Origin of the sequence: Ideonella sp. (assembly GCF_041287625.1) — a bacterium.
Taxonomy (GTDB): Bacteria; Pseudomonadota; Gammaproteobacteria; order Burkholderiales; family Burkholderiaceae_C; genus Ideonella.
This window is the reverse complement of the sequence record NZ_JBGGNH010000073.1, coordinates 283,898-309,885: the sequence shown is the minus strand read 5'-3', so window position 1 is coordinate 309,885 and position 25,988 is coordinate 283,898. Positions and strand designations below refer to the sequence as shown.

Genomic DNA, 25,988 nt, shown 5'->3' with positions numbered 1-25,988 from the left:
GCCATCTCGCATCGTGAAATCAACTCTGCGGGTTGCCCCTTGGGTTGTCAGCTTCGGTTCAGGCTCGCGTCAGAACCCGGTCAGAGCCGGGGCAGATAGTCCGCCTCACACGCTGCCGAGGGGGCAGCGAGATGCGGTTCAATCAGGAGACATCCCATGGCCATGGCGGAAGCAAAACGCGCACCGATGCCGGCAGCGAGCACGTCGATGACGAAAGAGGAGAAGAAGGTCATCTTCGCCTCCTCGCTCGGCACCGTGTTCGAGTGGTACGACTTTTATCTCTACGGCTCGCTGGCCGCCATCATCGGCAAGCAGTTCTTCGCGGCGCTGGACCCGACGGCGCAGTTCATCGCCTCGCTGCTGGCCTTTGCCGCCGGCTTCATCGTGCGGCCGTTCGGCGCACTGGTGTTCGGCCGGCTGGGCGACATGATCGGGCGCAAGTACACCTTCCTGGTGACCATCCTGATCATGGGCCTGTCGACCTTCATCGTCGGTATCCTGCCCAACTACGCCACCATCGGCATGGCCGCGCCCATCATCCTGGTGGGCCTGCGCATCCTGCAGGGCCTGGCGCTGGGCGGCGAGTACGGCGGTGCCGCCACCTACGTGGCCGAGCACGCGCCGCACGGCAAGCGCGGTGCCTACACCTCGTGGATTCAGACCACCGCCACGCTGGGCCTGATGCTCTCGCTGATGGTGATCCTGGGCGTGCGCACCGCGCTGGGCGAGCAGGCCTTTGCCGACTGGGGCTGGCGCGTGCCGTTCATCCTCTCGATCGCCCTGCTGGCCATCAGCGTGTGGATTCGCCTGTCGATGAACGAATCGCCGGCCTTCAAGAAGATGAAGGACGAAGGCAAGACCTCCAAGGCCCCGCTGTCCGAGTCCTTCGGCCAGTGGAAGAACCTGAAGATCGTGCTGCTGGCGCTGTTCGGCCTGGTGATGGGCCAGGGCGTGGTCTGGTACACGGGGCAGTTCTATGCGCTGTTCTTCCTGACCAGCGTGTTGAAGGTCGATGCCGGCACCGCCAACGTGCTGATCGCCGTCTCGCTGATCATCGGCACGCCGTTCTTCGTCATCTTCGGCACGCTGTCGGACAAGATCGGCCGCAAGCCCATCATCCTGGCCGGCCTGGCGCTCGCGGTGCTGACCTACTTCCCGATCTTCAAGGCGCTGACCCAGGCCGCCAACCCGGCGCTGGCCCAGGCCCAGGCGACGGCCCAGATCACCGTCAGCGCCGACCCGGCGACCTGCTCGTTCCAGGGCAGCCCGGTGGCCCGCGAGGTGGACTTCACCTCCGGCTGCGACATCGCCAAGCGCGCACTGACGCAGAACTCGGCTTCGTATGAAAACGTCGCCGCACCGGCCGGCACGCCCACCACGATCAAGATCGGTGACAAGCAGATCACGCCGCCGACCGCGGCCGTGCTGCCCGGCGGCCACAAGTTCGACGAAGCTTCCGCCGCCTCGGTGGCCGCCTTCAAGAAGGACGTGAGCGAGTCGCTGAAGGCGGCGGGCTACCCGCCCAAGGCGCAGCCCATCGGCTTCATGAGCGGCCAGTGGTGGAACGTGGTCGCGCTGCTGACCGTCCTGGTGATCTACGTCACCATGGTCTACGGCCCGATCGCCGCGATGCTGGTGGAGCTCTTCCCGACGCGCATCCGCTACACCTCGATGAGCCTGCCGTACCACATCGGCAACGGCTGGTTCGGCGGGCTGCTGCCGTCCATCACCTTCGCGATGGTGGCGCAGAACGGCAACATGTACCACGGCCTGTGGTACCCGATCGTGATCGCCGCGGTGTGCTTCGTGATCGGCCTGCTATTCGTGAAGGAAACCAAGGACGTGAACATCTACGCGAACGACTGATCGCTTCGTTCATCTCCGATGAAAAAAAGCGGCCTCCGGGCCGCTTTTTTTCGTCTCGGCCAGGCCGTGTAGGGGCCCTGTCAGCCACGTCTCCTATGGTGTCGCCACCGCCGCCGAAAGCGGCCGCGACTTCACCAACTCGATGACAGGAGACTTGAACATGTGGAAGCTGCTCGTGGGATTCATCCTCTTCGCCGCCGTCGGCTTGTGGCTGCTGTCCAAAGCCGGCGACAAGATCGACATGGGCGGCGAGAAGCACGACGTCAGCGGCGGCCATGCCGACGCGGCGTCGGCGCCGGCGCCGGCGCTGGCCGCGTCGCAGTAGGCTGCGCGTCAGCGCTTGAGCAGCTCCTGCACCGCGCGCTCCAGCTGCTGATCCACACCTGCTCCCACCTTGGCCGGATCGTTGGGCACCAGGATGTCCGGCTCGATCAAGGCCTTCTCCATGAAGTTGCCCTTCTCGTCGCGGAAGCCGACCTCGGGGATGCCGAAGGTGATGGTGGTGTCCTGCTGGTTCTCCCACCAGACGGCCGTGCCGGTGCCGGCCACCGGCATGCCCAGCAGCTTGCCTATGCCTTGATGGCGGTAGACCCAGGGGAAGAGGTGGGCGTCGGAGTAGTTGCTCTCGCTGATCAGCACCAGTGAGGGCTTGGTCCACTTGCCGGTGGGCTCCCAGCCCAGCGACTGGCCGCGCGGCAGGAACTCCAGGTAGCGGCGGCCGCTGAGCAGCGTGGCCAGTTCGTCGTGCAGGTTGCCGCCGCCGTTGAAGCGGGTATCGACGATCAGCGCCTCCTTGCCGCTGTGGCGGCCCAGCACCTCGGCGTAGACGTCGCGGTAGCTCTCGTCGTCCATGCCGCGCACGTGCACATAGCCCAGGCGTCCGCCGGAGAGCTTGTCCACCGCATCGCGCTCGGCCTTGATCCAGCGGCTGTAGAGCAGCTCGCCCTGTTCGCCCAGCGAGATGGGCTTGACGGTCTGGTCGAAGCGCTTGTTGGCGGCCGGGTCTAAGACCGACAGCAGCACGCGCTTGCCGGCCTTCTGGTTCAGCAGCGAGTCGAATTCAGCGCCGGCGGCAATCGCGACGCCGTCGATCTTCTCGATCACCATGCCGGGCTGGATGCGCGCATCACCGGCCTGCAGCGGGCTGCCGTCGATGATCTCGGCCACCTTCAGGCCGGCACCGGTGAAGGCAGGTTCGAAGAACACGCCCAACTGGGCGGTGGCATCGCCTGCGCCAGGCTTGCCGGTGTAGCCCGAGCCGGTGTGCGAGACGTTCAACTCGCCCAGCATCTCGCTCAGCAGCTCGGCAAAGTCCTCGCCGTTGGCGATGTAGGGCAGCTGGCGTTCGTAGACCTTGCGGTAGCCGGCCCAGTCCACGCCGTTCATGTCGGCCACGTAAAGCTTGGCCTGGGTCTGGCGCCAGACGTGGTCGAACATGTAGGTCCGTTCGGCGCGCAGGTCCAGGTTCAGCTCGGCGGCGAACTTGACCGGCTCAGGCTTGACGGGGCCGTCTTCCTTGGGCAGCTTGAATTTCTGGATGCCGCCGTCGGCCAGCACGAAGACGTTTTCGCCCTTGGCGTCCAGCTGCAGGTCCACCGGCAGCGGGTCGCCGTGGCCGCCCTTGCCGGCCGGGAAGCCGCCGACCTTCTTGTTCTCCTTGCTGCGCAGGCGGTTCACCCACAGCTCGATGCCGTCGGCCGTTTCCAGCAGGTAGACCAGGGCTTCGCCATCTTCCGACAGCACGGCTGAGCGCACATTGCCGGCGTTTGGCGTGAGCCGCACGACGCGGTCCTCGACCTGGTCCAGTTCCAGCTTGACCGGCTCGGGCAGGGTGATGGCGTCATCGTCCTTGTCCTTGCCGCCTTTTTTGTCGGTCTTGGTTTCCTTCGCTTCTTTCGCTTTGTCCTTTTCCTTCTTTTCCTCTTCTTCCTTCTTCAGCAGCGCGGCGTATTCGCCCTTGTCGAGGTTGAAGCGGTCGAAGGCTTCGCGGGTGAAGAACATCGCGTAGACGTCCTTCTGCGACGAGCCCGAGGCACCGTGCATGCCGGTGCGGTCGGTCAGCCAGACCATCATCTGGCCGTTGCGTGCCCACTGTGGCGAGAAGTCGTCATAGCCGCTCTGGGTCAGGTTGACCAGCGGGTGCTTGCCCTGGGCGTCGATCAGGCCGACCTCGGCACCCCAGCGGTTGCGGTCCACGAATTGCGTGAGCAGCGAGCGGCCATCTGGCGACCAGTCGAACCACTGGTCGCCGTCGGCGTAGGAGTAGTTCCATTCGGCCGGCAGCACGGTGCGTGTCTGGCCGCTGGCCAGGTTCAGCACCTTCAGCGTGTTGCGGTTTTCGAGGTAGGCCACTTCCTTGCCGTCCGGCGAGTAGCGCGGCTGGAAGTTGTCCTTGCCGTTGCTCAGCAGCGTCTTGATCTGCACCTTGCCGGCGCTGTAGAAGTTCGGCGATTCCTTCTTGTTGCCGGGCAGGCTGGCTTCGTAGAGGCTCCAGGCGCCATCGCGCTCGCCGGCAAACAGCAGCCGCCGCCCGTCCGGGCTGAAGCTGACCGAGCGTTCCTGCGTGGGCGTGTCGGTGATGCGCTTGGTGTCGCCGAATTCGGACGAGGCGACAAACACCTCGCCGCGAATCACGAAGGCCACTTCGTTGCCACTGGGGCTGGGCGACATCTCGGTCGCGCCCTGCGACAGGCGCTGCAGCTCGGTGCCGCGGGTGCGGGTGTCCGCAGCGATCTGCACGGCGACCTTGGTTGGCGCGCTGGCGCCCGGGGCCAGGCGGTAGAGCTCGCCGTCGTAGCCGAAGCTCAGCGTGCCGTTGCCCGCCATGCTGAGGAAGCGCACCGGGTTGGTCTTGAAGCTGGTGACCTGCACCGCCGCTTCGGGCTGGTTCAGCGGCATCTTCCAGACGTTGAACGAGCCGCTGCGCTCGCTGAGGAAATACACCGTCTGCTCATCGGGCGACCAGACCGGGTTGCGGTCCTCGCCGCCGAAGGTGGTCAGCTGGCGGTGCTGGCCGGTCTTGGTGTCGTAGAGCCAGATGTCATGCGCCACCGGCGAGACATGGTGCTTGCGCCACAGGTTCTCGTAGCCCTTCCAGTCCTCGTACAGCATCTGCGTGCCAGCCTTGTTCAGCTGGGCCGACAGGGCAGGGGTGCTCAGCACCTGCACCGGGCGCCGGCCGGCCTCGATGCCGACCTTGTACAGCTCGCTGGCCTGACCCGAGGGGAACATCAGGTTGCCGCGCGCATCCATGCGGGTGCCGGAGAACAGCACTTCCTTGCCGTCCGGCGTGAAGCTCAGCGGCGTCTCGTTGGCCGAGTGTGTCGTCAGCCGGCGCGAAGGGCCGCCGTCGGCCGAGACCAGGAACACGTCGTAGTTGCCATAGAGGTTGGCCGCGTAGGCGATGCTGCGGCCGTCCGGCGACCACACTGCGCGCGAGTTGCTCTGGCCGTTGGCCACCAGCAGCCGCGCCACGCCGCCCTCGGCCGGCACGACAAAGAGGTTGCCCTGGAAGCTGAAGGCGATCTGGCTGCCGTCGGGTGAGATGGCCGGGTAGCGCATCCACAGCGGGTCTTGCAGCGGGCCCAGGGCCGGGTTGGTGCTGGCCGCGGATGGTGTGGCGGCCGAGGCTGCTGAGGCTGAGGTAGCAGCGGTGAGCAGGCACAGCATGGCGGCCGCATGGGCCAGCGCACGCAAGGGAGTCGAAAACAACATGAACGGTCCTGGACAGGGAGCGATGGTGACGGTGATTTGACACCAGCCGCGCTGTCGTTTTTCTGTCCGCAATCCCCTTGAACGTGGCTCCCCGTTCGTCGCAAAGCACGCGACAGCTAGCGGTATTTCTGCGTATGCCCGAGCCGCTCACCGCGGGCGCAGCAGGCCAGCAGCTCGGCCAGGCGTTTCGCCTGCGTGGCGGCCAGCTTGGGGCTGGTGACCCAGTGCACCGCCGTGCGCCGGTAGCCGGGCGGCTGGGCCAGGAAGAAGGCCAGGGCTTCGGGCAGCGCGTGCAATTGCGCCGCCATTTCAGGCGGCAATTCCTCCGGCCGCGCGGCAAAGGTGTAGCCGGTCTGGTGCTCGGCCTTGCGCGCCTCGAACACCGCCAGCCCCTCCGGCCGCATGCGGCCCTCTGCTTGCAACAGCGGCACGCGCTGCACGTTGACCATGCTCCACACGCTGCCGGGCCGGCGCGGTGTGAAGCGGATGCTGTAGCGCTCGTCGTCGATGCGCCGGCGCACACCGTCGATCCAGCCCACGCAAAGCGCCTCGTCCACCGACTCGGGCCAGGTCACGCTGGGCTGGCCGCTGCCGACTTTCCAGTAGCCCAGCAGCAGCTCGGTCGCCGTGGCATGGTGGCGCTTGAACCACGCGCGCAGCTGGGCTGGCGTGGCGAAATACTCGGCTTCGCTCATGGCGGTGCGCTGGCTGCGTTGGTGCTCATGCCCGATTCGCCCATCACCTGCGCCAGCGCGGCCGAGCGCAGCTGGCCCTTGCCGATGGGGCGTCCGGCGGCAAAGACCTGGAAGTCCGGCTGCTTGGCTTTCACGCGGAACGGCTGCAGGCAGCGGATCGCCAGGTCCTGCGCCTGGCCAGGGTTCAACTGGCCCTCGGGCTCGTACAGCCGCAGTGCGCAGGTCAGCACGTCCGGCTCGCCGGAAAAGCGCAGCTGGGCCATGAAGTTGTGGAAGACGGGGCTGTCGCGCCCGCTCTTCAGGCCCAGTGGCCAGAGCTGCAGGTTGACCGCCACGTTGCGCTCGGCAGGGAACTGGAACAGCTCGGCATCGGCCGGCGGCGGCTCGGCGGCCAGGGCGCTGGCCATCACCAACGGCGCGGCCAGGCACCAGCAGGCGGCAAAACGAGATCCCACCATCGCCTTACCCGTTCGCCAGCGCCTGCAGCTTCTTCATCGTCGCCCAGTTGCGGCTGGTCGCGCGGTCCTTGAACAGCTTCTCGAAGGCCGGCGCCAGCTTGCTGTCCAGGATGCCTGGCTCGCAGCGCAGATAGGCCACGCCGGGGCCGACGGCAAAGCCATCGGGCGCCCAGTCCTTCTCGCCCAGCTGCTTCAGCGCAGCGGCCGTGGCCTCGCTGCCTGGCTCGCGCAGCACCGCCACCAGCAGGCGCGAGGCAATCTCGTCCGCGTCGTCCCAGGGCATGGCCGCGAGCATCGCGTCCAGCTGCGCGGCCGAGATCACCGTGGTTTTGCTCTGTACGCCCAGGTGTTGATGAATGGCCGCCTCGATGGCCGTGGCCAGCTTAGACGCAGTGGGCCGGCCGCTCGCGCTGAATACGACATTGCCGCTGTTGAGCAAGGTGCTCACCTCGCTGTGGCCCAGCTCGGTTTCCAGCAGCGTGCGCAGCTCCGCCATCGCAATGCGCTTGGCCTTGCCGACGTTGATGCCGCGGAAGAGGGCGATCCAGCGGGCCATCAGACAGCCGCCTCCACCACCATCTGCACGCGGACCTGCCCCTGGAACTCGTCCACGCTGAGCCGGTACGCCAGTCGCACCGTTTCAGCCACCGGCTCGGCGTGGCCGAACCAGATCGCGTCGCGCAGCGTGCCTTTGGGGCCGCCGTGGCGCACGCGCAGCTTCAGGTGTTTTTCGCCGACCAGCTTTTGCTGCACGATGGTCACCTCGTCGCAGAAAACAGGTGCCTCAAAACCCTGGCCCCAGACCACGGCGTCCAGCTTGGCAACGGTTTCGGGGTTGAAGTATTCCGGTGCCAGCGGCCCGTCGGTTGCCAGTTTGCGGGCCAGCGCTTCGGGCAGCAGCCATTCCTGGGCGACCTGCTGCAGCGCCTGGTCGAAGGTCTCGAAGTCTTCTTCGGCCAAGGTGCAGCCGGCGGCCATCGCATGGCCGCCGAACTTCTTCAGCACGCCGGGGTGGCGCTTGGTCACCAGGTCCAGCGCGTCGCGCAGGTGGAAACCGGGGATGGAGCGGCCGGAGCCCTTGAGGAAGCCGTCTGCGCCCAGCGCAAAGACGAAGGTCGGCCGGTGCAGCCTGTCCTTCATGCGGCCGGCCACGATGCCGACCACGCCTTCGTGGAAATCCGGGTCGAACAGCACCACGGCGGTGGGCGGCTGGCCTTCGGGCATCAGGGAGTCCAGCAGCAGCTCGGCCTGTTCGCGCATGCCGGCTTCCACGTCGCGCCGCTCGCGGTTGATCGCGTCCAGCTGCTGCGCAAGTTCGATGGCGCGGCCGGGGTCGTCGGTGGTCAGGCATTCGATGCCCAGCGTCATGTCCGACAGCCGGCCCGCGGCATTGATGCGTGGGCCCAGCGCGAAGCCGAAGTCGAAGGCGCTGGCCTTGGCGGGCTGGCGCGAGGCCGCGGCAAACAGCGCCGCCACGCCCGGCTGCATGCGGCCGGCGCGGATGCGGCGCAGGCCTTGCGCCACCAGGCGGCGGTTGTTGCCGTCCAGCTTCACCACGTCGGCCACGGTGCCCAGCGCCACCAGGTCCAGCAGCGCGTCCAGCTTGGGTTGCGGCGGCGGCTCATGAGAAAACGAAGGGGCGCTCCCGAGTTTTGTCACCCCCTCGGGGGGCGGACGACGCTTGTCGTCGGCCTCGGGGCCCTGGTATACGCCGCGCTGGCGCAGTTCGGCGCGCAGCGCGAGCAGGGTGTAGAACATCACGCCCACGCCGGCCAGCGCCTTGCTGGGGAACTCGCAGCCGGGCTGGCTGGGGTTCACGATGACGTTGGCATCCGGCAGCAGCACTTCGCCGTCCACCAATGCGGGCAAGTGATGGTCGGTCACCAGCACCTGCATGCCCAGCGCGCGGGCATGGGCCACGCCGGCCTGGCTGGCAATGCCGTTGTCCACGGTCAGCAGCAGCTGCGGCTGGCATTGCGCCATGGCCAGGTCGACGATGGTGGGCGTGAGGCCGTAGCCGTGCACCGCGCGGTCCGGCACCACGTAGTGCAGCTGCGGGGGCTGTGCGCCCAGCATCGCCAGGCCGCGCAACGCCACGGCGCAGGCGGTCGCGCCGTCGCAGTCGTAGTCGGCCACCACGCAGATGCGGGCGCCGCTGGCAATCGTGTCGGCCAGCAGCTTGGCCGCGGCTTCGGTGCCCTTGAGCAGCGAGGGCGACAGCAGGTGCGCCAGGCCGTCGTCCAGCTCGGCGGGCTCGCGCACGCCGCGGGCGGCGTACAGGCGCGCCAGCAGCGGATGCACGCCGCTTTGCTCCAACGCGTAGGCGGCGCGCGGTGGCACGTCGCGCAGGTGCAGGGAAGGGCTGCTTGTCATCGGGTCCTGCAGGAAATCAAAGAGAGGCCAGCAGCGGTGCCGCATGCACGCGGCCGGGCGCCAGCGGGCCGCGTTGCCACCAGCCCAGCGGGCGCGGCGTGTAGGTCTGCGCACGGCGTTCGCCGCAGAGGCTGAGCGTGAAAGCCTGGCCGGCCGTCACGTTGGCCAGCGCCTCGGCCAGCGGGCCGGCGTCCAGCGCGGCCCAGGCCTCGGCCCATGTGGTCCAGTCGCCAGCGAGTGCGGGTGCGCGCAAGCGGTCGTCGTGCACGATGCCGGCATCAACGCGCGGCATCGGCTGCGTCGGCCCGGTGCCGCTGAGCCAGAAAGAGTTGACCGGCAGCAGGCCGCGGGCTTCGCGCTCGTCGTTGGCCGGATGGTTGTAGAGCAGCATCTGCACCTCCGCCTGCAGCCGGCGGATCAGCCGGGCCTGCGGGTGTGTGTTCAGCCACAGGTCCACGTTGCGGCCGATCACCCGGTCCAGCGCCGCCGTCGGCAGGTTGCGCAGGCTGGGGTGCGTGGCGTACCAGCGCGTGGGCGCGCCCCACTGCAGCCGCCAGCCGTCTTCCTCGAACAGCGGGCGCAGCGCATCGAACAGCGTGCGCGACATCGCCTCGTCAAGCCCCAGCGTGGCCGGGTCGGTCAGGGACACCTGATCGGTGCCCACATGCCAGTGCGTCGGGCTCAGCAGCCCCCAGCCGAGTTCGTCGCTCACCGGCGCCAGCCCGTCGCGCTGGGCAGCCACTGCCGCCATCGGCAACAACCCGTCCTGCGCCGGCCCGGCCGGCCAACCCCAGGCGGCGGCCAGCACCTGCTCGTGCGGCGCACTCAGCGAAAGCTCTTCGTCTTCCCCGGGCTCGGCGCTGAGCGCCGGGCCGGTGGGCTGCAGCCGCGCCAGCAGCCGCTCCAGGTTCGGCAAGGCCAGCGTGGAAATCGCGTGCTGGGCTGGCGGCGTCAGGGCGCTGGCGAAGGGAAGCACGAGATGCATGGGCGGGATTATCGCGGTGCCGGCCAAGTCGCCAAGCGTCGCAGCTTCGTCGGTCTGCCGCGGTGACGTGAGCGGCACAATGCCGGCTTCAAACGAGGAGAGGTGAATGGGAGCGAGGGGAGGGACGGCGCGTGGGCCGTGGGACAGGCACGCCTGGATGTACGGCGTCGCAGCAGGGCTGGTGGCTTTGCTCGTCGCCGCATGCGGCGGCGGCGGGGACGGTGGCAGCGAGGAGAGCGCCAAGGTGTCAGTCACTTTTGCCACCCCGCAGCTCAACGCACAGGCGCTGGCAGGTTACGAAACCGAGTTCACGCTGCACGGGAAATTGACCTACACCGGGCACGACACGCTCTACCTGCGTCTGACGGACCACAAAGATCTGATCTCTTCCGGCACTTTGCAAGCCGCAGGCGAATCCTTGACGGCGGTACTGAAGACGCGCCCGACCTTGACCGCCGGCACCTACGACAGCGACTTGCAGCTCGACGCTTGCCATGACGAGGCATGCACCCAGCCCGTCGATGGCGGGCCATTCATCTATCCCTTGCATCTCGTGGTCGCGCCCAATCTCGAGGCTCAGGCGACGGTCACGCTGCATCGGACTGGCGGCGAAGCGGCCCCGGTACGGTCCCTGGCACTGAACCCGGACCCCGCCGCGGGAGAGCTTGCCTTGGAGCTGACCGGCGCCAACCCGGAACTGTTCAGCGTGGCGTTGGCTGCGGGCGTGCTGGAGATCCGCACCTTGCAACTGCCGGCCGGCAGCTACCACGTCACTGCGACAGTCAGCAGCATCCGCGATGCGCGCTATCGCACTGCGATTGACGTGACCTACGTGGTCGATCCACCAGAGGGCGGCGAGAAACGAATGGCGGTGGAGCCGGGCTCGGTTCGAGGCATGCTCGCCATGGGAGACCGGCAGGTCTACAGATTTCACCTTCAGCGACCGACGTGGACCGATGGGGTCCCCGTGCTGACGCCCAGTGCTGATGGTCTGATCCAGGGATTGCATGCCGTCGGCAACGACGACTACGAATTCACGATGGACACCGCCGGGCTGTTGCCGCTGACGATCTACCAAGCCAGCATCACGGTCAAGCTGGATGCACCTCAGGTGACACCGATCGACATCCCCGTCAGCTTGGTGATCTGGCGGCCGTCCTGAACGCCGGGAGTCGATCGGCTCGGCTTGGGTCCCCGGCCTACAGGCCAGCGACGGTGGCTCCGGGTAGCATTCGCCCCATGAGTTCACCTTTTTCCGGGTCGGCCTGGCCGTATGAATGGCAGGTTGGCTGGCGCTACACGCGGGCCGGGCGTGCCGGGCGCCGCAATGGCTTCATTTCCTTCATCTCGTTTGTCTCCGTCATCGGCATTGCGCTGGGCGTGGCGGCGTTGATCATCGTGCTCAGCGTGATGAACGGCTTCCAGAAGGAGGTGCGGGACCGCATGCTGGCGGCCATTCCGCATGTGGAGCTGAATTCGGCGACTGACAATGCGCTGCCGGACTGGCATGTGCTGGCCGACAAGGCGAAGACGCTGCCGGAGGTGAAAGCTGCAGCACCGTTCATCGCTGCGCAGTCGCTGCTGGCGCGTGGCGAGGACATGCGCGGCGTGGTGGTGCGTGGTGTGTCGCCGGCCGACGAGGGCGGCGTGACCGACCTGGCCTCGCAGCTGAAAAAGGACGGCACGCTGGACCAGCTGCAGCCGGGCGCCTGGCGCATCATCCTTGGGGCTGAACTGGCGCGCTTGCTGGGCGTGCGCGTGGGCGACTCGGTGACGCTGATCGCGCCGGGCGCCCAGGTCACGCCGGCTGGCGTGGCGCCTCGGTTCAAGCAGTTCACCGTGGCGGGCGAGTTCAGCGTGGGCCACTACGAGTACGACAGCGGGCTGGCGCTGGTGCACCTCGACGATGCGGCCAAGCTCTACCGCCGGGACGGGCCGACCGGTGTGCAGCTGCGGCTGAACGACGTGCACAAGGCCCGCGAAGTCGGCGTGCAGCTGTCCAGCCTGCTGGGACCGCAGGTGCTGGTGCGCGACTGGACGCGCACCAACGCCGCCTGGTACGACGCGGTGCAGATCGAGAAACGCATGATGGCCATCATCCTGACGCTGATCGTTGCGGTGGCGGCGTTCAACCTGGTGTCCACGCTGGTGATGACGGTGACCGACAAGCGGGCCGACATCGCCATCCTGCGCACGCTGGGCGCGAGCCCGGGATCCATCATGGGCATCTTCGTCGTGCAGGGCGCGGCGGCCGGCGTGATCGGCACCTTTGCCGGCGTCAGCCTGGGGTTGCTGGTGGCCTTCAACGTCGACGTGATCGTGCCCTTCATCGAGCACCTGCTGGGCGTGAGCTTCCTGCCCGGCAGCATCTACCTGATCAGCCGCATGCCCAGCGACCCGCAGTGGGCCGACATCATGCCCATCGGTGCCATCTCGCTGGTGCTGTCCTTCCTGGCCACGCTGTACCCGAGCTATCGCGCCAGCCGCGTGAATCCTGCCGAGGCCCTGCGTTATGAATGAACCCAAGATGGCAGTCCGGCCAGGTGATGTGGCGCTGCAGTGCGCTGGCCTCAAGAAGCGTTTTGTCGAAGGCCCGCTGGACGTGCAGGTGCTGCGCGGCGTTGACCTGCAGGTGCGCGCCGGCGAGACGCTGGCCATCGTTGGCGCTTCCGGTTCCGGCAAGAGCACGCTGCTGCATTTGCTTGGCGGACTGGATGCGCCGACCGGCGGCAGCGTGACGCTGATGGGCGAGCGCTTCGACGCGATGAACGCCGCGCAGCAGGGCCGCTGGCGCAACCAGCACCTGGGCTTTGTCTACCAGTTCCACCACCTGCTGCCCGAGTTCAGCGCGCTGGACAACGTGGCGATGCCGCTGCGCATCCGCCGCATGGCGACACCAGAAGCCCGGGACGCGGCACGTGCGGCGCTCACCGAGGTGGGCCTGGGCGAGAGGGTGCTGCACCGGCCTTCGGAGCTGTCTGGCGGCGAGCGGCAGCGCGTGGCGCTGGCACGGGCGCTGGTGAGCCAGCCGGCCTGCGTGCTGGCCGACGAGCCCACCGGCAACCTGGACCGCGACACAGCCGACAAGGTCTTTGCGCTGATGCTGCAACGCGCCCGCGAACGTGGCCTGGCCTTTGTGCTGGTAACGCACGATGCGGCGCTCGCGGCGCGCTGCGACCGCAGCCTGCGCATGGAAGCCGGGCGCTTGCTGGTGCCTGCCACCGAAGCCGCATGAGACACCTGCGCGGGCCGAGCGCCGGGCCGCTCCCAAGCCGGCCCGCATCCCCTCGGGGGATCGGCCGACGTACTCATCGGACGAGGGGCTGACGTGCCCGCGATGTGGATCGACACCCACTGCCACCTGGACGCACCGGAATTCGACGCGGACCGTGACGCGGTGGTGGCCCGCGCCAAGGCGGCCGGGGTCGACATGCTGGTGCTGCCGGCAGTGGCGGTCTTCAATTTCGACACCGTGCGCGAGTTGGCGCACCAGCACCAGCTGAGCTACGCACTGGGCATCCACCCGCTGTGCGTGGACGGGGCGGCTGACGCGGACCTGAACACGCTGGCCGCGGCGCTGAAGGCGCATGCTGACGACCCGCGGCTGGTGGCCGTGGGCGAGATCGGGCTGGACCATTTCGTGGCGGGCCTGGACCGGGAGAAGCAGGAGCGCTTCTACTGGGCGCAGCTGAAGCTGGCGCGTGCGGCAGGCCTGCCGGTGCTGCTGCATGTGCGCCGTTCGGCAGACGCGGTGCTCAAGGGCCTGCGGCGCCACGAGGGCGTGGGCGGCATTGCGCATGCGTTCAACGGCAGCGCCCAACAGGCGGACGAGTTCGTCAAACGCGGCCTTCGGCTGGGCTTTGGCGGCGCGATGACCTTCGAGCGCGCGCACCAGATCCGCGAGCGGCTGGTGGCCGTGCCCGAGACCGCACCGGTGATGGAAACCGATGCGCCGGACATTCCGCCGCACTGGCTTTACCGCACCGCGGAGCAGCGCGCCGCAGGTGAGACCACCGGCCGCAACGAGCCGGCCGAGCTGCCGCGCATTGCGCAGACGCTGGCCGAGCTGCGTGGCTGGTCGCACGAGCACACCGCCGCACAGACCCGTGCCAACGCTTTTGCCGCCTTGCCCCGGCTGGCCCGCCTGATGGCAGCTTGAGGTTGCCGCGGCCCACAGCATGGACAATGCCGCGATGCTGGCTGGCTTTGCTCCCGTGACCGACGCCCGCACCCGCTTGCTGGTGCTGGGCAGCTTTCCCGGCGTGGCCTCGCTGGAAGAGGCCCAGTACTACGCCCATCCGCGCAACCATTTCTGGCCCATCGTTGGCCAGTTGCTGGGGCTGGACCTGAAGGCCATGGCCTATGAGGACCGGCTGGCTGCGGTGCGCGAGCGCGGGCTGGGCATCTGGGATGTGTACGCCGCCTGCGAGCGCGAAGGCAGCCTGGACAGTGCGATCCAGCAAGCCGAGTTCAACGACTTCGCCAGCCTCATTCCCACGCTGCCGCTGCTGCGTGGCATTGCGCACAACGGCGGCGAATCAGCCCGCGCGCGGCGCTTCACTGCCAGCTTCGGCGTGCCGGTGTTCAAGCTGCCGTCCACCAGCCCGGCGAATGCCTCCTGGTCGTTCGAACGCAAGCTGGCCGCCTGGCGGCTGGTGTTTGCCGAATGCGGCCTGATCGAACCTTAGTTCCCATGCCCTCCAAGAAAACCAACACTGCAGCCGAGCCCGAGATGGTCGGCGCCACGATGTCCGAATACGACGGCGTGCGCTTCCTGCACCTGGATTCCATCTGGATCCAGGGCGCCATGCGCATTGCCAAGCCCAACCAGCTGGAGCTGGAGTACATCCAGCGCATGATGGCCTGGCTGCTGTGGCGGCCGGAAGAGGAGGTGACCGACGGCCACTGTGTGCAATTGGGCCTGGGCGCCGCAGCCATCACCCGTTTCACGCACAAGGTGCTGCGCATGCAGACGACCGCGGTGGAGATCAACCCGTCCGTCATCCAGGCCTGCCGGCTCTGGTTCCGCCTGCCGGACGACGACGGCAAGCTCAGCGTGGTCAACCAGAACGCCGCTCGCTGGGTGCTGGACGCCGCCAACCGCCACACCGCCCAGGTGCTGAACGTGGACCTCTACGACCACGACGCCGCCGAGCCGGTGCTGGACGACGAGCCCTTCTACGCCGCCTGCCGCGACGTGCTGGACGAAGGCGGACTGATGACGGTCAACCTGTTCGGCCGCCACGCCAGCTTCCAGCGCAGCGCCGCGCGCATTGCCCGCGTGTTCGGGCTGGACCAGGTCTGGAGCCTGCGACCCACGCAGGAGGGCAACACGGTGGTCGTCGCGGCGCGGCATGTAAAGGTGCCGGACCGCGAGACCCTGACGGCGCGCGCCGCTAACATCGAAAGCCGTTTCGGCCTGCCGGCGCGCAAGTGGCTGCGCATGGTGCGGCCACTCGACCCGGCCGTGCTGGCCGGGCCTGCCAGCTGATGATGAAGTCCTTGCCCGCCAGCCATCGATGAACGCTCCGATCCGCGCCGCTGACCGTCCCGCTGCCGCCCCGCGCGGCCCGCTGGACATGCGCCACCTGCTCAAGTGGTTGCGCGACGACGGCGCGCTCAGCACCGAGGAGGCCGAGCGCCTGGTGCGGCGCTTCGGCCAGGCAGGCTCCAGCCTGCATCCGCTGCTGCGCCTGGGCGGCGCCGGCCTGGTGGACGCGCGCAACCAGCAGCAGCTGACCGTCGAGACGCTCACCGCCTGGCTGGGCCTGCGTTTCAACCTGCCGGTGCTGAAGATCGACCCGCTGCGCGTCGAAGCCAGCCGGGTGCAGGAGGTCATGTCGCAAGCCTATGCCGAGAGCCGGCGCGCACTGCCGGTGGCAGTGGGGCCAACCGAGATCACCATCGCCACCTGCGAGCCGTTTGCGGTCGACTGGGTGGCCGAGATCGAGGCCCACACCAAGCGCAAGATCCGCCTGGTGCTGACCTCGCCCGACGAAGTGGCACGCTTCACCGCCGAGTTCTACCAGCTCGCGCAAAGCGTGCGCGTGGCACGCAAGAGCAGCGCAGACAGTGGCGCCTCGAACAACTTCGAGGCCCTGGTCGACCTCAAGTCCAAGGACACGCTGGACGCCAACGACCAGGGCGTAATCCAGATCGTCGACTGGCTGTGGCAATACGCCTTCGAGCAGCGCGCCAGCGACATCCACCTGGAGCCGCGGCGCGACACCGGCGCGGTGCGCTTTCGCATCGACGGTGTGTTGCACACGGTGCACCAGGTGCCACAGACGGTGATGGCGGCGATGACCGCGCGCATCAAGCTGCTGGGCCGCATGGACGTGATCGAGCGCCGCCGCCCGCAGGACGGCCGCATCAAGACCCGCCGGCCGGACGGGCAGGGCGAGGTCGAAATGCGGCTGTCGACGCTGCCCACGGCCTTCGGCGAGAAGGTGGTGATGCGGATCTTCGACCCGACCGCCGCCAACAAGCCCTTCGACGCACTGGGCTTCTCGGCCGACGAGGCCAGCCGCTGGCGCGGCCTGATCGAGCGGCCGCACGGCATCATCCTGGTCACCGGTCCGACCGGCTCCGGCAAGACGACCACGCTGTACGCCACGCTGAAGAAGCTGGCGACCGACGAGGTCAACGTCTGCACCGTCGAAGACCCGATCGAAATGATCGAGCCCAGCTTCAACCAGACGCAGGTGCAGCCCTCGGTGGACCTGGGTTTTGCCGAAGGCCTGCGGGCGCTGATGCGGCAGGACCCGGACATCATCATGGTCGGCGAAATCCGCGACCTGGAAACGGCCGAGATGGCGATCCAGGCCGCGCTCACCGGCCACCTGGTCTTCTCGACGCTGCACACCAACGACGCACCCTCGGCCATCACCCGCATGGTGGACCTCGGCGTGCCGCCGTACCTGATCTCGGCCACCGTGGTTGGCGTGCTGGCCCAGCGCCTGGCGCGCACGCTGTGCAAGGCCTGCGCCGTGCCGGACCCGCTGGTCACGCCCGAGATGCTGCAGGACCAGGCCAAGCCTTTCAAGCTGGCCGGCCCGCTGCGCCCGCACAAGGCCGTGGGCTGCCAGGTCTGCCGCGGCACCGGCTACCGCGGCCGCTCGTCCTTGTACGAACTGATGGTGATGGAGCAGGCCCACCAGGAGGCCATCCATCCGCGCCTGGAGCCCTCGCTGCTGCGCCAGCGTGCGCTGGAAAAAGGCCTGCAGCCGCTGCGGCTGGCTGGGCTGAACAAGGTCGCCCAGGGCGTCACCACACTGGAAGAAGTACTGCGCTCCACGCCTCGCTGGGAGCATTGAGCCCCTCAGCGAATCCGTTCGCCCTGTCGAAGGGCCCGCACGCGATGACCTGACAAGGCTTCGACAAGCTCAGCCCGAACGGGAAAGGTGGCTCAGCCCGGACGGGGAAAGTGACTCGTCTGGCGCCGCCACACCGTGCGCCCTGAGCTTGTCGAAGGGTCCCGGTCTAGGCATTGGGCTTACGTGTATTCCACAGCGGCCTGCGATGGCGCGCTGCCTAGAATCTGTCGAGAACCTGTCATTGGAGGAGATCTCGTGAAGATAAAGAATCAGAAGGACTTCTGGTCCGGCCTGATGTTCGTGGCGGTGGGCATTGCCTTCGCCTGGGGCGCCACCGAATACAGCTTCGGCAGTTCGGCTCGCCCGGGCCCCGGCTACTTCCCGTTTGGCCTTGGCATCCTGATGGCAGTGCTGGGCGGCGTGGTGCTGTTCAAGGCGCTGACCATCGAGTCGGCCGACGGCGATCCGGTCGGCAGCTTCGCCTGGCGGCCGCTGCTCATCATCCTGGCCGCGGTGTTTGTCTTCGGCCTGACGCTGGAGCGCCTGGGCATGTTCATCTCGCTGCCGCTGCTGGTGATCATCTCCAGCCTGGCCAGTGAAGAGTTCAGCTGGCGTGCCGCCATCCTGAACGCCGTGGTGCTGACCGCGATGTCCTGGGCCGTTTTCGTGCTCGGCCTCAAGTTGATCATTCCGCTGTGGCCGACCGTGTTCGGCCTGGGCGGCTGAAAGGGCAGTTGCAGTCATGGACCTGATTTCAAACCTCGGCATCGGCTTTCACACGGCCTTCACGCTGACGAACCTGGCCTACGCGTTTTTCGGCGCGATCCTGGGCACGCTGATCGGCGTGCTGCCCGGCCTGGGCCCGGTCGCGACCATCGCGATGCTGTTGCCGTCCATCTATTCGCTGGACGCCACCCCGGCGCTGATCATGCTGGCCGGCATCTACTACGGCGCGCAGTACGGTGGCTCGACCACTGCCATCCTGATCAACGTGCCGGGTGAATCGAGCTCGGTGGTCACCGCCATCGACGGCTACCAGATGGCCCGAAAGGGACGCGCCGGCGCGGCACTGGCCGCGGCAGGCCTGGGCTCGTTCTTCGCCGGTTGCGTGGGCACCGTCATCATCGCGGCCTTCGCGCCGCCCTTGACCGAGCTGGCCTTCAAGTTCGGCCCGGCCGAGTACTTCTCGCTGATGGTGCTGGGCCTGATCGGCGCGGTGGTGCTGGCCTCGGGCTCGCTGGTCAAGGCGATCTGCATGATCCTCTTGGGCCTGCTGCTCGGCCAGATCAACACCGACGTGATCTCCGGCACGCCGCGCTACAGCTTCGACATTGCCGAGCTGACGGACGGCATCAACTTCGTGACCATCGCGATGGGCGTGTTCGGCTTCGGTGAAATCATCGCCAACCTCGGCCAGCCAGCCGAGCACCGCGAGGTCTTCACCAAGGACGTGAAGGGCCTGTGGCCGACCAAGCAGGACTTCATGGACGCCTGGCCCGCCGTGCTGCGCGGCACGGCACTGGGCTCCATCCTCGGCGTGCTGCCGGGTGGTGGTGCCTTGCTGGCCTCGTTCGCGGCCTACACGCTGGAGAAGAAGACCCGCGGCCGCAAGGGCGAAGTGCCGTTCGGCCAGGGCAACATCCGCGGCGTGGCAGGCCCCGAGTCGGCCAACAACGCCGGCGCGCAGACCAGCTTCATCCCGATGCTGACGCTGGGCATTCCGCCCAACGCGGTGATGGCGCTGATGGTCGGTGCGATGACCATCAAGGGCATCCAGCCCGGCCCGCAGGTGATGACCAGCAACCCGGAGTTGTTCTGGGGCCTGATCGCCTCGATGTGGATCGGCAACCTGATGCTGGTGATCCTGAACCTGCCGCTGATCGGCATGTGGATCAAGCTGCTGACGGTGCCTTACCGCCTGCTGTTCCCGGCCATCCTGACCTTCTGCTGCATTGGCCTGTACACGCTGAACAACAACACCTTCGACGTCTACATGGCGGTCGGGTTCGGCTTCATCGGCTACCTGTTCTACAAGCTGGGCTGCGAGCCTGCGCCGCTGCTGCTGGGTTTCATCCTCGGACCGATGATGGAAGAGAACCTGCGCCGTGCGTTGCTGCTGTCGCGTGGCGACTGGGCCACCTTCATGACGCGTCCGCTGTCGGCCGGCCTGCTGATCGCCGCGGCGCTGATGATCGTGGTGGTGATGCTGCCGTCCATCAAGAACAAGCGCGAAGAAGCCTTCCAGGAGGACTGACGCCGCCCCGAGGTGCGTGATGACACGTACCTCTGACAGCCCTGCCAAGCCTTACGCTCGGCGGGGCTTTTTCGTTCTGGCGGTCGTTCCGCGATGATTGCGTGTGCCCATGCGTGAAGTTCCTCCGCCAGATGACGGCGATCCCCAGGCCAGGCTGCCGCTTGGCACCGAGGCCGAGTTGCCGGGCCCGGTAGAAGCGGCCGTGGAGGCCGCCGCGATTGCGCCTGAAGTGGCGGCCTCGCCAGTGCCGGCCGAACTCGAAGCCGAGTTGGAAGCCGAGGCCGCGACAGGCGAATCCGGGCCGGTGCTGCCGCAGCAAGCCGCGCCACCGGTGGCCATGCGCAACTCGGCGCTGGCGCCGCTGGAGGTGCCGGTCTTCCGCATGCTGTGGCTGGCCTGGCTGGCGGCCAACGTGACCATGTGGATGAACGACGTGGCGGCGGGCTGGCTGATGACCACGCTGAGCACCAGCACCACCATGGTCGCGCTGGTGCAGGCTGCGTCCACCTTGCCGGTTTTCCTGCTGGGCCTGCCCAGCGGTGCGCTGGCCGACCTGCTGGACCGCCGCCGCTACTTCGCTGCCACGCAGCTGTGGGTCGGACTGAACGCCGCGGTGCTGGCCGTGGTGGCACTGGCGGACGGCATGAACGCCGGCCTGCTGCTGCTGCTGACCTTCACCAACGGCATTGGCCTGGCGCTGCGCTGGCCGGTGTTCGCGGCCATCGTGCCGGAGGTCGTGCCGCCGCATCACTTGGCCGGTGCGCTGGCGCTCAACGGCGTGGCAATGAACCTGTCGCGCATCATCGGCCCCATCGTCGCCGGGGTGCTGCTGGCCTCGTTCGGCAGCGCCTGGGTGTTCGTCACCAACACGCTGCTGTCGCTGGTGGCGTTTGGCATCATCCTGCGCTGGCAGTCACAGCAGAAGCGCCAGAGCGCGCTGCCGGGCGAGCGCTTCGTCGGCGCGATGCGCGTGGGCGCGCAGCACGTCTGGCAGTCGCCTCGGCTGCGCGGCGTGCTCACCCGCATCTTCCTGTTCTTCCTGCATTCGGCCGCGTTGCTGTCCATGCTGCCGCTGATCGCCCGGCTGCTGGGTGGCGGCGCGCACTTGTTCACCGCGTTGCTGGCCTGCCAGGGCGCGGGCGCGATCACGGCGGTGATGCTGTTCCCGCGCTGGCGGGCCCGCTTCGACGCCTCGCGCTTCATCACCTGGGGCCCTGCCGCGCATGCCGGGGCCACCTTGCTCGTGGTGGTGGCGCCGCACCCGGCGGTGGCGATGCTGGCCATGTTCGTGGCCGGCATGGCCTGGATCTCGACCGCCAACACGCTGACGGTGGCCGCCCAGATGGCACTGCCCGACTGGGTGCGCGCCCGCGGCATGGCGATCTACCAGATGGCGCTGATGGGCGGCACTGCGGCCGGCTCGGCGCTGTGGGGCCAGGTGGCCGAGCATGTGGGCGTGCGCTGGAGCCTCACCGCTTCGGCGCTGTTCGGCCTGGCGGTGCTGGCGGTGGTGCGCAAGCGCGAGCTGCCCAGCGCGGCCGAGGACCACAGCCGCGCGAAGCCATCCAGCGCCCCTAACCCGGCCATCGAGATCGACGCCGACGAAGGCCCTGTGATGGTCACGGTCGAGTACCTGATCGACCCTGCGCGCGCTGCCGAATTCGCGCGGGTGATGCAGGACACCAAGCGGGCCCGGCTGCGGCAGGGTGCCTTGTCCTGGGGCTTGTTCCGTGACAGCGAGCGGGTGGGCCGCTACGTCGAATATTTCGTCGACGAAAGCTGGCTCGAGCACTTGCGCCGGCAGGAACGTTTCACGGCCGCCGATGCCGGCCTGCGCACGCAGCGCCTGGCCTTTCACCTCGGCTCGCGCGACCCGGAAGTGCGGCGCTACGTGGCCGAGCAGGCCACGCTTTAGGCGCGGCCGCGAAGCCAGGCTTGTACAGCCGAGAAGCCCGGCGCGCGCATCGGCACGGCCAGGCTGCGAAGATCCAGGCTCTTGACCGGCCACCCGCCCACCCTGCCATGTTTGACTACGCCAATCCTTACCCCAGCGTCCGCCTGCCGGTGTTCGCGCGCAACGTCGTCGCCACCTCGCACCCGCTGGCCGGGCAGGCCGGGCTGAAGCTGCTGGCGCAGGGCGGCAATGCGGTGGACGCCGCCATTGCGGCCGCCGCCGCGATGACGGTGCTGGAGCCCTGCAGCAACGGCCTGGGCTCCGACGCGTTCTGCATCCTCTGGGACGGCCAGCAACTGCACGGCCTGAACGCCTCGGGCCGCGCGCCTGCCGCCTGGTCGCCCGGCTACTTCCGGCAGAAATATGGCGACGGCCGCACCACACCGCCGGTGCGCGGCTGGGATGCTGCGACAGTGCCCGGCGCGGTGGCCGCCTGGGTCGCACTCAGCGAGCGTTTCGGCCGCCTGCCGTTGGCCCAGGCGCTGGCGCCGGCCGCCGAGATCGCCGAGCGTGGCTACGCGGTGCCTGTCGTCGTGCAACAAAAATGGGCCGCCGCCGCCGCGCTGCCCGAACTCACCCGCCAGCCCGGCTTTGCCGAGGTTTTCCTGCCCAAGGGCCGGGCGCCGGCGGTCGGCGAACGTTTCGCCATGCCTGGCGCTGCCCGCACCCTGCGCGCCATTGGCGAAACCCGCGGCCGGGCGTTCTATGAAGGCGAGGTCGCCGAAGCGCTGGCCGCAGCAGCGAAGGCGCAAGGCGGCGCGATGACGGTGGCCGACCTGGCCGGCTACCAGCCCGAGTGGGTCACGCCCATAGGCATGGACTACCTCGGCCACCGGCTGCACGAGATCCCGCCGAACGGGCAGGGCATTGCCGCGCTGATCGCGCTGGGCATCCTGAAGCAGCGGGACCACGCATCGCTGCCCATCGACAGCGCCGAGGCCCAGCACCTGCAGATCGAGGCGATGAAGCTGGCCTTTGCGGACGTGTACCGCTTCGTTGCCGAGCCGGCCGCGATGACCGTCACCGCCGAGCAACTGTTGGACCCGGCCTACCTCGCGGAGCGCGCCAAGCTGATCGACCCTGCGAAGGCGCAGGACTTCGGCGCCGGCAATCCCGTCAAGGGCGGCACCATCTACCTGACCGCGGCCGACGAAGAGGGCCGCATGGTCAGTTTCATCCAGAGCAACTACATGGGCTTCGGCTCCGGCGTGGTGCTGCCCGAATGGGGCCTCAGCCTGCAGAACCGCGGCCACGGTTTTTCGCTGGACCCAGCGAGCGCGAATGTGGTGGCGCCGGGCAAGCGCCCGTTCCACACCATCATCCCGGCCTTCCTGACGAAGGACGGCCAGCCGGTGATGAGCTTTGGCGTGATGGGCGCCAACATGCAGCCGCAAGGCCATTTGCAGACGCTGGTGCGCATGCTGGCCCACGGCCAGAACCCGCAGGCCGCCTGCGACGCGCCGCGCTGGCGCTACAACCAGGGCCTGTCGCTGAACGTCGAGGCGCACATCGCGCCCGCCGTGCTGTCCGGCCTGCGCGAGCGCGGCCACCAGATCGAGCAGATCAACGACAGCTACCAGGACTTCGGCGCCGGCCAGTTCATCTGGCGGCTTGGCGACCCCGCGGTTGACGGCTTTGTGGCCGCCGGCGACCCGCGCCGCGATGGCGCAGCGGTCGGCTTCTAGGACACCATGACTTTTGACGACTTGCGCCCTGCGTGGCGCACCGACTTCATCCTCCACCGCTTCGACGCCGAACTGATCGAACGCGACGACTGCCTGGTCGTGCGCACCTCCGCCAATCCCAATTTCTACTGGGGCAATTTCCTCGCGCTGCCGTACACACCGGCCGATGCGGACCTGGCGCATTGGCTGAAGCGTTTCGAGCAGGAGGTGGCGGCCGGCCGGCCCGAGGTGCGCCATGTGGCCTTCGCCTTCAACAGTGACGCACCGCCGCCAGACGCGCTGCCGAGCTGGCGCACCGCAGGCTTCGAGCGCTACGACAGCGAGGTGCTGGCGCTGCACCGCGGTGAGTTGCAGGTGCCGACGGCGCCGCGCGGCGAGGTCGTCGTGCAGCCCATCGACTGGGCCCGCGACCTGCCGGCGTTGGTGAACCTGCAATGTGCCGACACCGACGGCCACGCGCCAGCCGGCTACCGCCGCTTCCGCGAGCGCCAGATGGCGCGCTACGCCGCGATGCAGCGCCGCGGCGAAGCCGAGTGGTTTGGCGCCTGGTGCGATGGCGTTTTGGCGGCCGACTGCGGCTTGCTGCGCGACGGCGAAGTCGGCCGCTTCCAGCACGTCGAGACGCACCCCGACTGGCGCCGCCGCGGCCTGTGCCGCACGCTGGTCGCGGCGGTCTGCGAATGGGGTTTCGCGCAGTGGCAACTGCAGAGCCTGCTGATGAAGGCCGACCCGGACGATGTGGCGATTGGCATCTACCGCTCCGTCGGCTTCCAGGGCTTCGACCGGGATTGGGCGCTGCAGCGCCGGCCGCCGGACGACGGCGGGCCAGCCCTTGAAGGAGCTTCGGCATGAGCGGCGCGGCGACCCCTTCAGCTGCGGGCGTGGCCCAGCCGCACCCGCTGCGCACCGGCCTGCCGCTGGCCTTTGCCGGCGCCATCGCGTTTTCCGGCAAGGCCATCATCGTCAAGCTGGCCTATCGGCACGGCGTGGACGCGGTCACGCTGATCATGCTGCGCATGTTGTTTGCGCTGCCATTTTTCCTGTTGCTGTCGTGGTGGGCCGGGCGCGGCAAACCCGCGCTGGGTCTGCGCGACTGGCTGTCCATCGTTGGCCTGGGTTTTTCCGGCTACTACTTGGCCAGCCTGCTGGACTTCATGGGCCTGGCCTACATCAGCGCCAGCCTGGAGCGGCTGATCCTCTACCTCGGCCCGACCATCGTGCTGGTGATGTCGGTGCTGCTGGGCCGTCAGCGCTTCACGCCGCGTGCGGTGCTGGCCATGCTGGTCAGCTACGCCGGCACGCTGCTGGTCTTCGGCGGCGAGATGAACCTGCAAGGCGCGCACACTGTGCTGGGCGGCTTGCTGGTGTTTGGCAGCGCCATCAGCTATGCGTGCTACCTGGTCGCCAGCGGCGAAGTCGTCAAGCGGGTCGGCTCGCTGCGGCTCACGGGGCTGGCTTCCACCGTGGCCTGCGGCCTGTGCATTGCGCATTTCCTGGTGACGCGGCCCATCGGCGGGCTGGCCGAAGTGCAGCCTGCGGTGCTGTGGCTGTCAGTGCTGAACGCGACCGCCTGCACCGTCGCGCCTGTCCTGATGACGATGATGGCCATCGAGCGCCTGGGCCCCACGCTGACGGCGCAAGCCGGCATGATCGGCCCGATGAGCACCATCTTCATGGGCATCGCGCTGCTGGGCGAGAGCTTCACGCCGGTGCTGCTGCTGGGCACGGCGCTGGTGCTCAGCGGCGTCTGGATCGTGACCCGTTCGCGTACGCCGGCAGCGGCCACTGTTGCGCCGCCGGGCGCACCGGCCGAGCCCACAGTCGAGCGCTGAACCTCATTCATTTTTCCTACGGAGTTGCATCATGGATCTGGGCCTGAACGGCAAATGGGCGCTGGTCTGCGCCGCCAGCAAGGGGCTGGGCAAGGGTTGCGCGATGGCGTTGGTGGCCGAGGGCGTGAACGTGGTCATCACTGCCCGCGGCGCCGAGGCACTGGCCGCCACCGTGGCTGAACTGCGCGCGCTGAACCCGGCCGTGCAGGTGCGCGGCGTGGTGGGCGACATCACCACCGTCGAAGGCCGCGCCAACGCGCTGGCCGCCTGCCCGCAGGTCGACATCCTGGTCAACAACGCCGGCGGCCCGCCGCCCGGCGATTTCCGCGACTGGGACCGCGACGCGTGGATCGCCGCGCTGGACGCCAACATGCTCACGCCCATCGAGCTGATCAAGGCCGTGGTGGACGGCATGGCCGAACGCGGTTTCGGCCGCGTGGTGAACATCACCTCCGGCGCCGTCAAGGCGCCCATCGCCACGCTGGGCCTGTCCAACGGCGCCCGCAGCGGCCTGACCGGCTTCGTCGCCGGCCTGGCGCGGCAGCCGCAGCTGGCGGCTCGCAACGTGACGATCAACAACCTGCTGCCCGGCGCTTTCGACACCGAGCGCCTGCAGAAGACCATGGCCGGCGCCGCCGCCACCAGCGGCCGCCCGGTCGAATCCATGCGCGACCAACGCCGCCTCGCCATCCCCGCCCAGCGCTTCGGCCAACCCGAAGAATTCGGCGCCGCCTGTGCCTTCCTGTGCAGCGTGCAGGCGGGTTACATCACGGGGCAGAACGTGCTGCAGGATGGCGGGTCGTTTTCGGGGACTTTTTGAGTCACGGCGGGGTCGGCAGATGGCGTTTCTTGTCGC

At 68.3% G+C, this 25,988-nt stretch carries 22 protein-coding genes and 1 pseudogene; 16 read left to right on the top strand and 7 right to left on the bottom strand.

What is annotated here, in order from left to right; genetic code table 11:
- Positions 1–80 precede the first annotated feature (80 nt).
- Complete coding sequence (locus ACAH41_RS28360; RefSeq protein ID WP_370538708.1) at positions 81–233, bottom strand: hypothetical protein; 153 nt, start codon at positions 231–233, stop codon at positions 81–83.
- On the opposite strand from ACAH41_RS28360, the gene ACAH41_RS28355 reads away from it, so the two are divergent.
- Positions 208–1,866, top strand: a complete 1,659-nt coding sequence (locus tag ACAH41_RS28355) for an MFS transporter (RefSeq protein ID WP_370538707.1) — start codon at positions 208–210, stop codon at positions 1,864–1,866. The two genes, ACAH41_RS28360 and ACAH41_RS28355, sit on opposite strands and share 26 nt — an antisense overlap.
- 160 nt (positions 1,867–2,026) lie before the next feature.
- Entirely contained in the window at positions 2,027–2,191 is a 165-nt protein-coding gene (locus tag ACAH41_RS28350; protein WP_370538706.1) for a hypothetical protein, read from the top strand.
- 8 nt (positions 2,192–2,199) lie between these two features.
- Here the strand turns inward: ACAH41_RS28350 and ACAH41_RS28345 are convergent, their stop codons facing one another.
- From ACAH41_RS28345 to ACAH41_RS28320, 6 genes and pseudogenes are all read right to left on the bottom strand, one after another.
- Positions 2,200–5,580, bottom strand: coding sequence for a S41 family peptidase (locus ACAH41_RS28345; protein WP_370538705.1), 3,381 nt, complete (start codon positions 5,578–5,580; stop codon positions 2,200–2,202).
- Positions 5,581–5,696: 116 nt separating this feature from the next.
- On the bottom strand, positions 5,697–6,275 hold the full coding sequence (locus ACAH41_RS28340) for a YdeI/OmpD-associated family protein (RefSeq protein WP_325654658.1): 579 nt from the start codon (positions 6,273–6,275) through the stop codon (positions 5,697–5,699).
- On the bottom strand, positions 6,272–6,733 hold the full coding sequence (locus tag ACAH41_RS28335) for a hypothetical protein (protein WP_325654660.1): 462 nt from the start codon (positions 6,731–6,733) through the stop codon (positions 6,272–6,274). Before ACAH41_RS28335 ends, ACAH41_RS28340 begins: the two co-directional genes overlap by 4 nt.
- A gap of 190 nt (positions 6,734–6,923) precedes the next feature.
- A pseudogene (locus tag ACAH41_RS28330) lies at positions 6,924–7,229 on the bottom strand (DUF1697 domain-containing protein); the annotation flags it as partial.
- A gap of 59 nt (positions 7,230–7,288) precedes the next feature.
- On the bottom strand, positions 7,289–9,106 hold the full coding sequence (recJ, locus tag ACAH41_RS28325) for a single-stranded-DNA-specific exonuclease RecJ (RefSeq protein WP_325654663.1): 1,818 nt from the start codon (positions 9,104–9,106) through the stop codon (positions 7,289–7,291).
- A 16-nt stretch (positions 9,107–9,122) separates the two neighbouring features.
- Entirely contained in the window at positions 9,123–10,091 is a 969-nt protein-coding gene (locus ACAH41_RS28320) for a hypothetical protein (RefSeq protein ID WP_325654665.1), read from the bottom strand.
- Between the two features lie 157 nt (positions 10,092–10,248).
- Between ACAH41_RS28320 and ACAH41_RS28315 the strand changes: the two genes are divergently transcribed.
- The 14 genes from ACAH41_RS28315 (at position 10,249) to ACAH41_RS28250 (ending at position 25,952) form a co-directional block, all read left to right on the top strand.
- Entirely contained in the window at positions 10,249–11,253 is a 1,005-nt protein-coding gene (locus ACAH41_RS28315; protein WP_325654666.1) for a hypothetical protein, read from the top strand.
- 77 nt (positions 11,254–11,330) lie between these two features.
- Entirely contained in the window at positions 11,331–12,611 is a 1,281-nt protein-coding gene (locus tag ACAH41_RS28310; protein WP_325654667.1) for a lipoprotein-releasing ABC transporter permease subunit, read from the top strand.
- Positions 12,612–12,618: 7 nt separating this feature from the next.
- On the top strand, positions 12,619–13,326 hold the full coding sequence (gene lolD / locus ACAH41_RS28305; RefSeq protein ID WP_370538704.1) for a lipoprotein-releasing ABC transporter ATP-binding protein LolD: 708 nt from the start codon (positions 12,619–12,621) through the stop codon (positions 13,324–13,326).
- 102 nt (positions 13,327–13,428) lie between these two features.
- Positions 13,429–14,250: a TatD family hydrolase gene (locus ACAH41_RS28300; RefSeq protein ID WP_325654765.1), complete on the top strand. Its 822-nt coding sequence runs from the start codon at positions 13,429–13,431 to the stop codon at positions 14,248–14,250.
- 19 nt (positions 14,251–14,269) lie between these two features.
- Positions 14,270–14,779 carry a DNA-deoxyinosine glycosylase gene (locus ACAH41_RS28295; protein ID WP_325654670.1) on the top strand — a complete coding sequence of 170 codons (510 nt, stop codon included), beginning with the start codon at positions 14,270–14,272 and terminating at the stop codon, positions 14,777–14,779.
- Positions 14,780–14,784: 5 nt separating this feature from the next.
- A complete protein-coding gene (locus tag ACAH41_RS28290) occupies positions 14,785–15,582 on the top strand; it encodes a spermidine synthase (RefSeq protein ID WP_325654672.1) in 798 nt (265 codons plus the stop codon).
- Between the two features lie 28 nt (positions 15,583–15,610).
- Positions 15,611–17,407, top strand: a complete 1,797-nt coding sequence (locus tag ACAH41_RS28285) for a GspE/PulE family protein (protein ID WP_325654674.1) — start codon at positions 15,611–15,613, stop codon at positions 17,405–17,407.
- A gap of 255 nt (positions 17,408–17,662) precedes the next feature.
- The gene (locus tag ACAH41_RS28280; protein ID WP_325654675.1) at positions 17,663–18,133 is read left to right on the top strand and encodes a tripartite tricarboxylate transporter TctB family protein; all 471 of its coding nucleotides are present in this window, start codon (positions 17,663–17,665) and stop codon (positions 18,131–18,133) included.
- A 16-nt stretch (positions 18,134–18,149) separates the two neighbouring features.
- The gene (locus tag ACAH41_RS28275; protein ID WP_325654676.1) at positions 18,150–19,661 is read left to right on the top strand and encodes a tripartite tricarboxylate transporter permease; all 1,512 of its coding nucleotides are present in this window, start codon (positions 18,150–18,152) and stop codon (positions 19,659–19,661) included.
- A gap of 109 nt (positions 19,662–19,770) precedes the next feature.
- Entirely contained in the window at positions 19,771–21,576 is a 1,806-nt protein-coding gene (locus ACAH41_RS28270; RefSeq protein ID WP_370538703.1) for an MFS transporter, read from the top strand.
- A 107-nt stretch (positions 21,577–21,683) separates the two neighbouring features.
- Complete coding sequence (locus ACAH41_RS28265) at positions 21,684–23,300, top strand: gamma-glutamyltransferase family protein (protein WP_325654678.1); 1,617 nt, start codon at positions 21,684–21,686, stop codon at positions 23,298–23,300.
- 6 nt (positions 23,301–23,306) lie between these two features.
- The gene (locus ACAH41_RS28260) at positions 23,307–24,152 is read left to right on the top strand and encodes a GNAT family N-acetyltransferase (protein WP_325654679.1); all 846 of its coding nucleotides are present in this window, start codon (positions 23,307–23,309) and stop codon (positions 24,150–24,152) included.
- Positions 24,149–25,132: a DMT family transporter gene (locus ACAH41_RS28255; protein WP_325654680.1), complete on the top strand. Its 984-nt coding sequence runs from the start codon at positions 24,149–24,151 to the stop codon at positions 25,130–25,132. The genes ACAH41_RS28260 and ACAH41_RS28255 overlap by 4 nt, the downstream gene beginning before the upstream one ends.
- A 31-nt stretch (positions 25,133–25,163) precedes the next feature.
- Positions 25,164–25,952, top strand: a complete 789-nt coding sequence (locus tag ACAH41_RS28250) for an SDR family oxidoreductase (protein WP_325654681.1) — start codon at positions 25,164–25,166, stop codon at positions 25,950–25,952.
- Positions 25,953–25,988 lie beyond the last annotated feature (36 nt).

Coding starts and splice junctions, on each gene's coding strand:
- ACAH41_RS28260 (WP_325654679.1), top strand. CDS start 23,307: ATGACTTTTGACGACTTGCGCCCTGCGTGGCGCACCGACTTCATCCTC.
- ACAH41_RS28335 (WP_325654660.1), bottom strand. CDS start 6,733: ATGGTGGGATCTCGTTTTGCCGCCTGCTGGTGCCTGGCCGCGCCGTTG.
- ACAH41_RS28355 (WP_370538707.1), top strand. CDS start 208: ATGACGAAAGAGGAGAAGAAGGTCATCTTCGCCTCCTCGCTCGGCACC.
- ACAH41_RS28315 (WP_325654666.1), top strand. CDS start 10,249: ATGTACGGCGTCGCAGCAGGGCTGGTGGCTTTGCTCGTCGCCGCATGC.
- ACAH41_RS28360 (WP_370538708.1), bottom strand. CDS start 233: ATGACCTTCTTCTCCTCTTTCGTCATCGACGTGCTCGCTGCCGGCATC.
- ACAH41_RS28255 (WP_325654680.1), top strand. CDS start 24,149: ATGAGCGGCGCGGCGACCCCTTCAGCTGCGGGCGTGGCCCAGCCGCAC.
- ACAH41_RS28300 (WP_325654765.1), top strand. CDS start 13,429: ATGTGGATCGACACCCACTGCCACCTGGACGCACCGGAATTCGACGCG.
- lolD (WP_370538704.1), top strand. CDS start 12,619: ATGGCAGTCCGGCCAGGTGATGTGGCGCTGCAGTGCGCTGGCCTCAAG.
- ACAH41_RS28285 (WP_325654674.1), top strand. CDS start 15,611: ATGAACGCTCCGATCCGCGCCGCTGACCGTCCCGCTGCCGCCCCGCGC.
- ACAH41_RS28350 (WP_370538706.1), top strand. CDS start 2,027: ATGTGGAAGCTGCTCGTGGGATTCATCCTCTTCGCCGCCGTCGGCTTG.
- ACAH41_RS28265 (WP_325654678.1), top strand. CDS start 21,684: ATGTTTGACTACGCCAATCCTTACCCCAGCGTCCGCCTGCCGGTGTTC.
- ACAH41_RS28290 (WP_325654672.1), top strand. CDS start 14,785: ATGCCCTCCAAGAAAACCAACACTGCAGCCGAGCCCGAGATGGTCGGC.
- ACAH41_RS28275 (WP_325654676.1), top strand. CDS start 18,150: ATGGACCTGATTTCAAACCTCGGCATCGGCTTTCACACGGCCTTCACG.
- ACAH41_RS28345 (WP_370538705.1), bottom strand. CDS start 5,580: ATGTTGTTTTCGACTCCCTTGCGTGCGCTGGCCCATGCGGCCGCCATG.
- ACAH41_RS28340 (WP_325654658.1), bottom strand. CDS start 6,275: ATGAGCGAAGCCGAGTATTTCGCCACGCCAGCCCAGCTGCGCGCGTGG.
- ACAH41_RS28270 (WP_370538703.1), top strand. CDS start 19,771: ATGCGTGAAGTTCCTCCGCCAGATGACGGCGATCCCCAGGCCAGGCTG.
- ACAH41_RS28310 (WP_325654667.1), top strand. CDS start 11,331: ATGAGTTCACCTTTTTCCGGGTCGGCCTGGCCGTATGAATGGCAGGTT.
- ACAH41_RS28320 (WP_325654665.1), bottom strand. CDS start 10,091: ATGCATCTCGTGCTTCCCTTCGCCAGCGCCCTGACGCCGCCAGCCCAG.
- ACAH41_RS28295 (WP_325654670.1), top strand. CDS start 14,270: ATGGACAATGCCGCGATGCTGGCTGGCTTTGCTCCCGTGACCGACGCC.
- recJ (WP_325654663.1), bottom strand. CDS start 9,106: ATGACAAGCAGCCCTTCCCTGCACCTGCGCGACGTGCCACCGCGCGCC.
- ACAH41_RS28250 (WP_325654681.1), top strand. CDS start 25,164: ATGGATCTGGGCCTGAACGGCAAATGGGCGCTGGTCTGCGCCGCCAGC.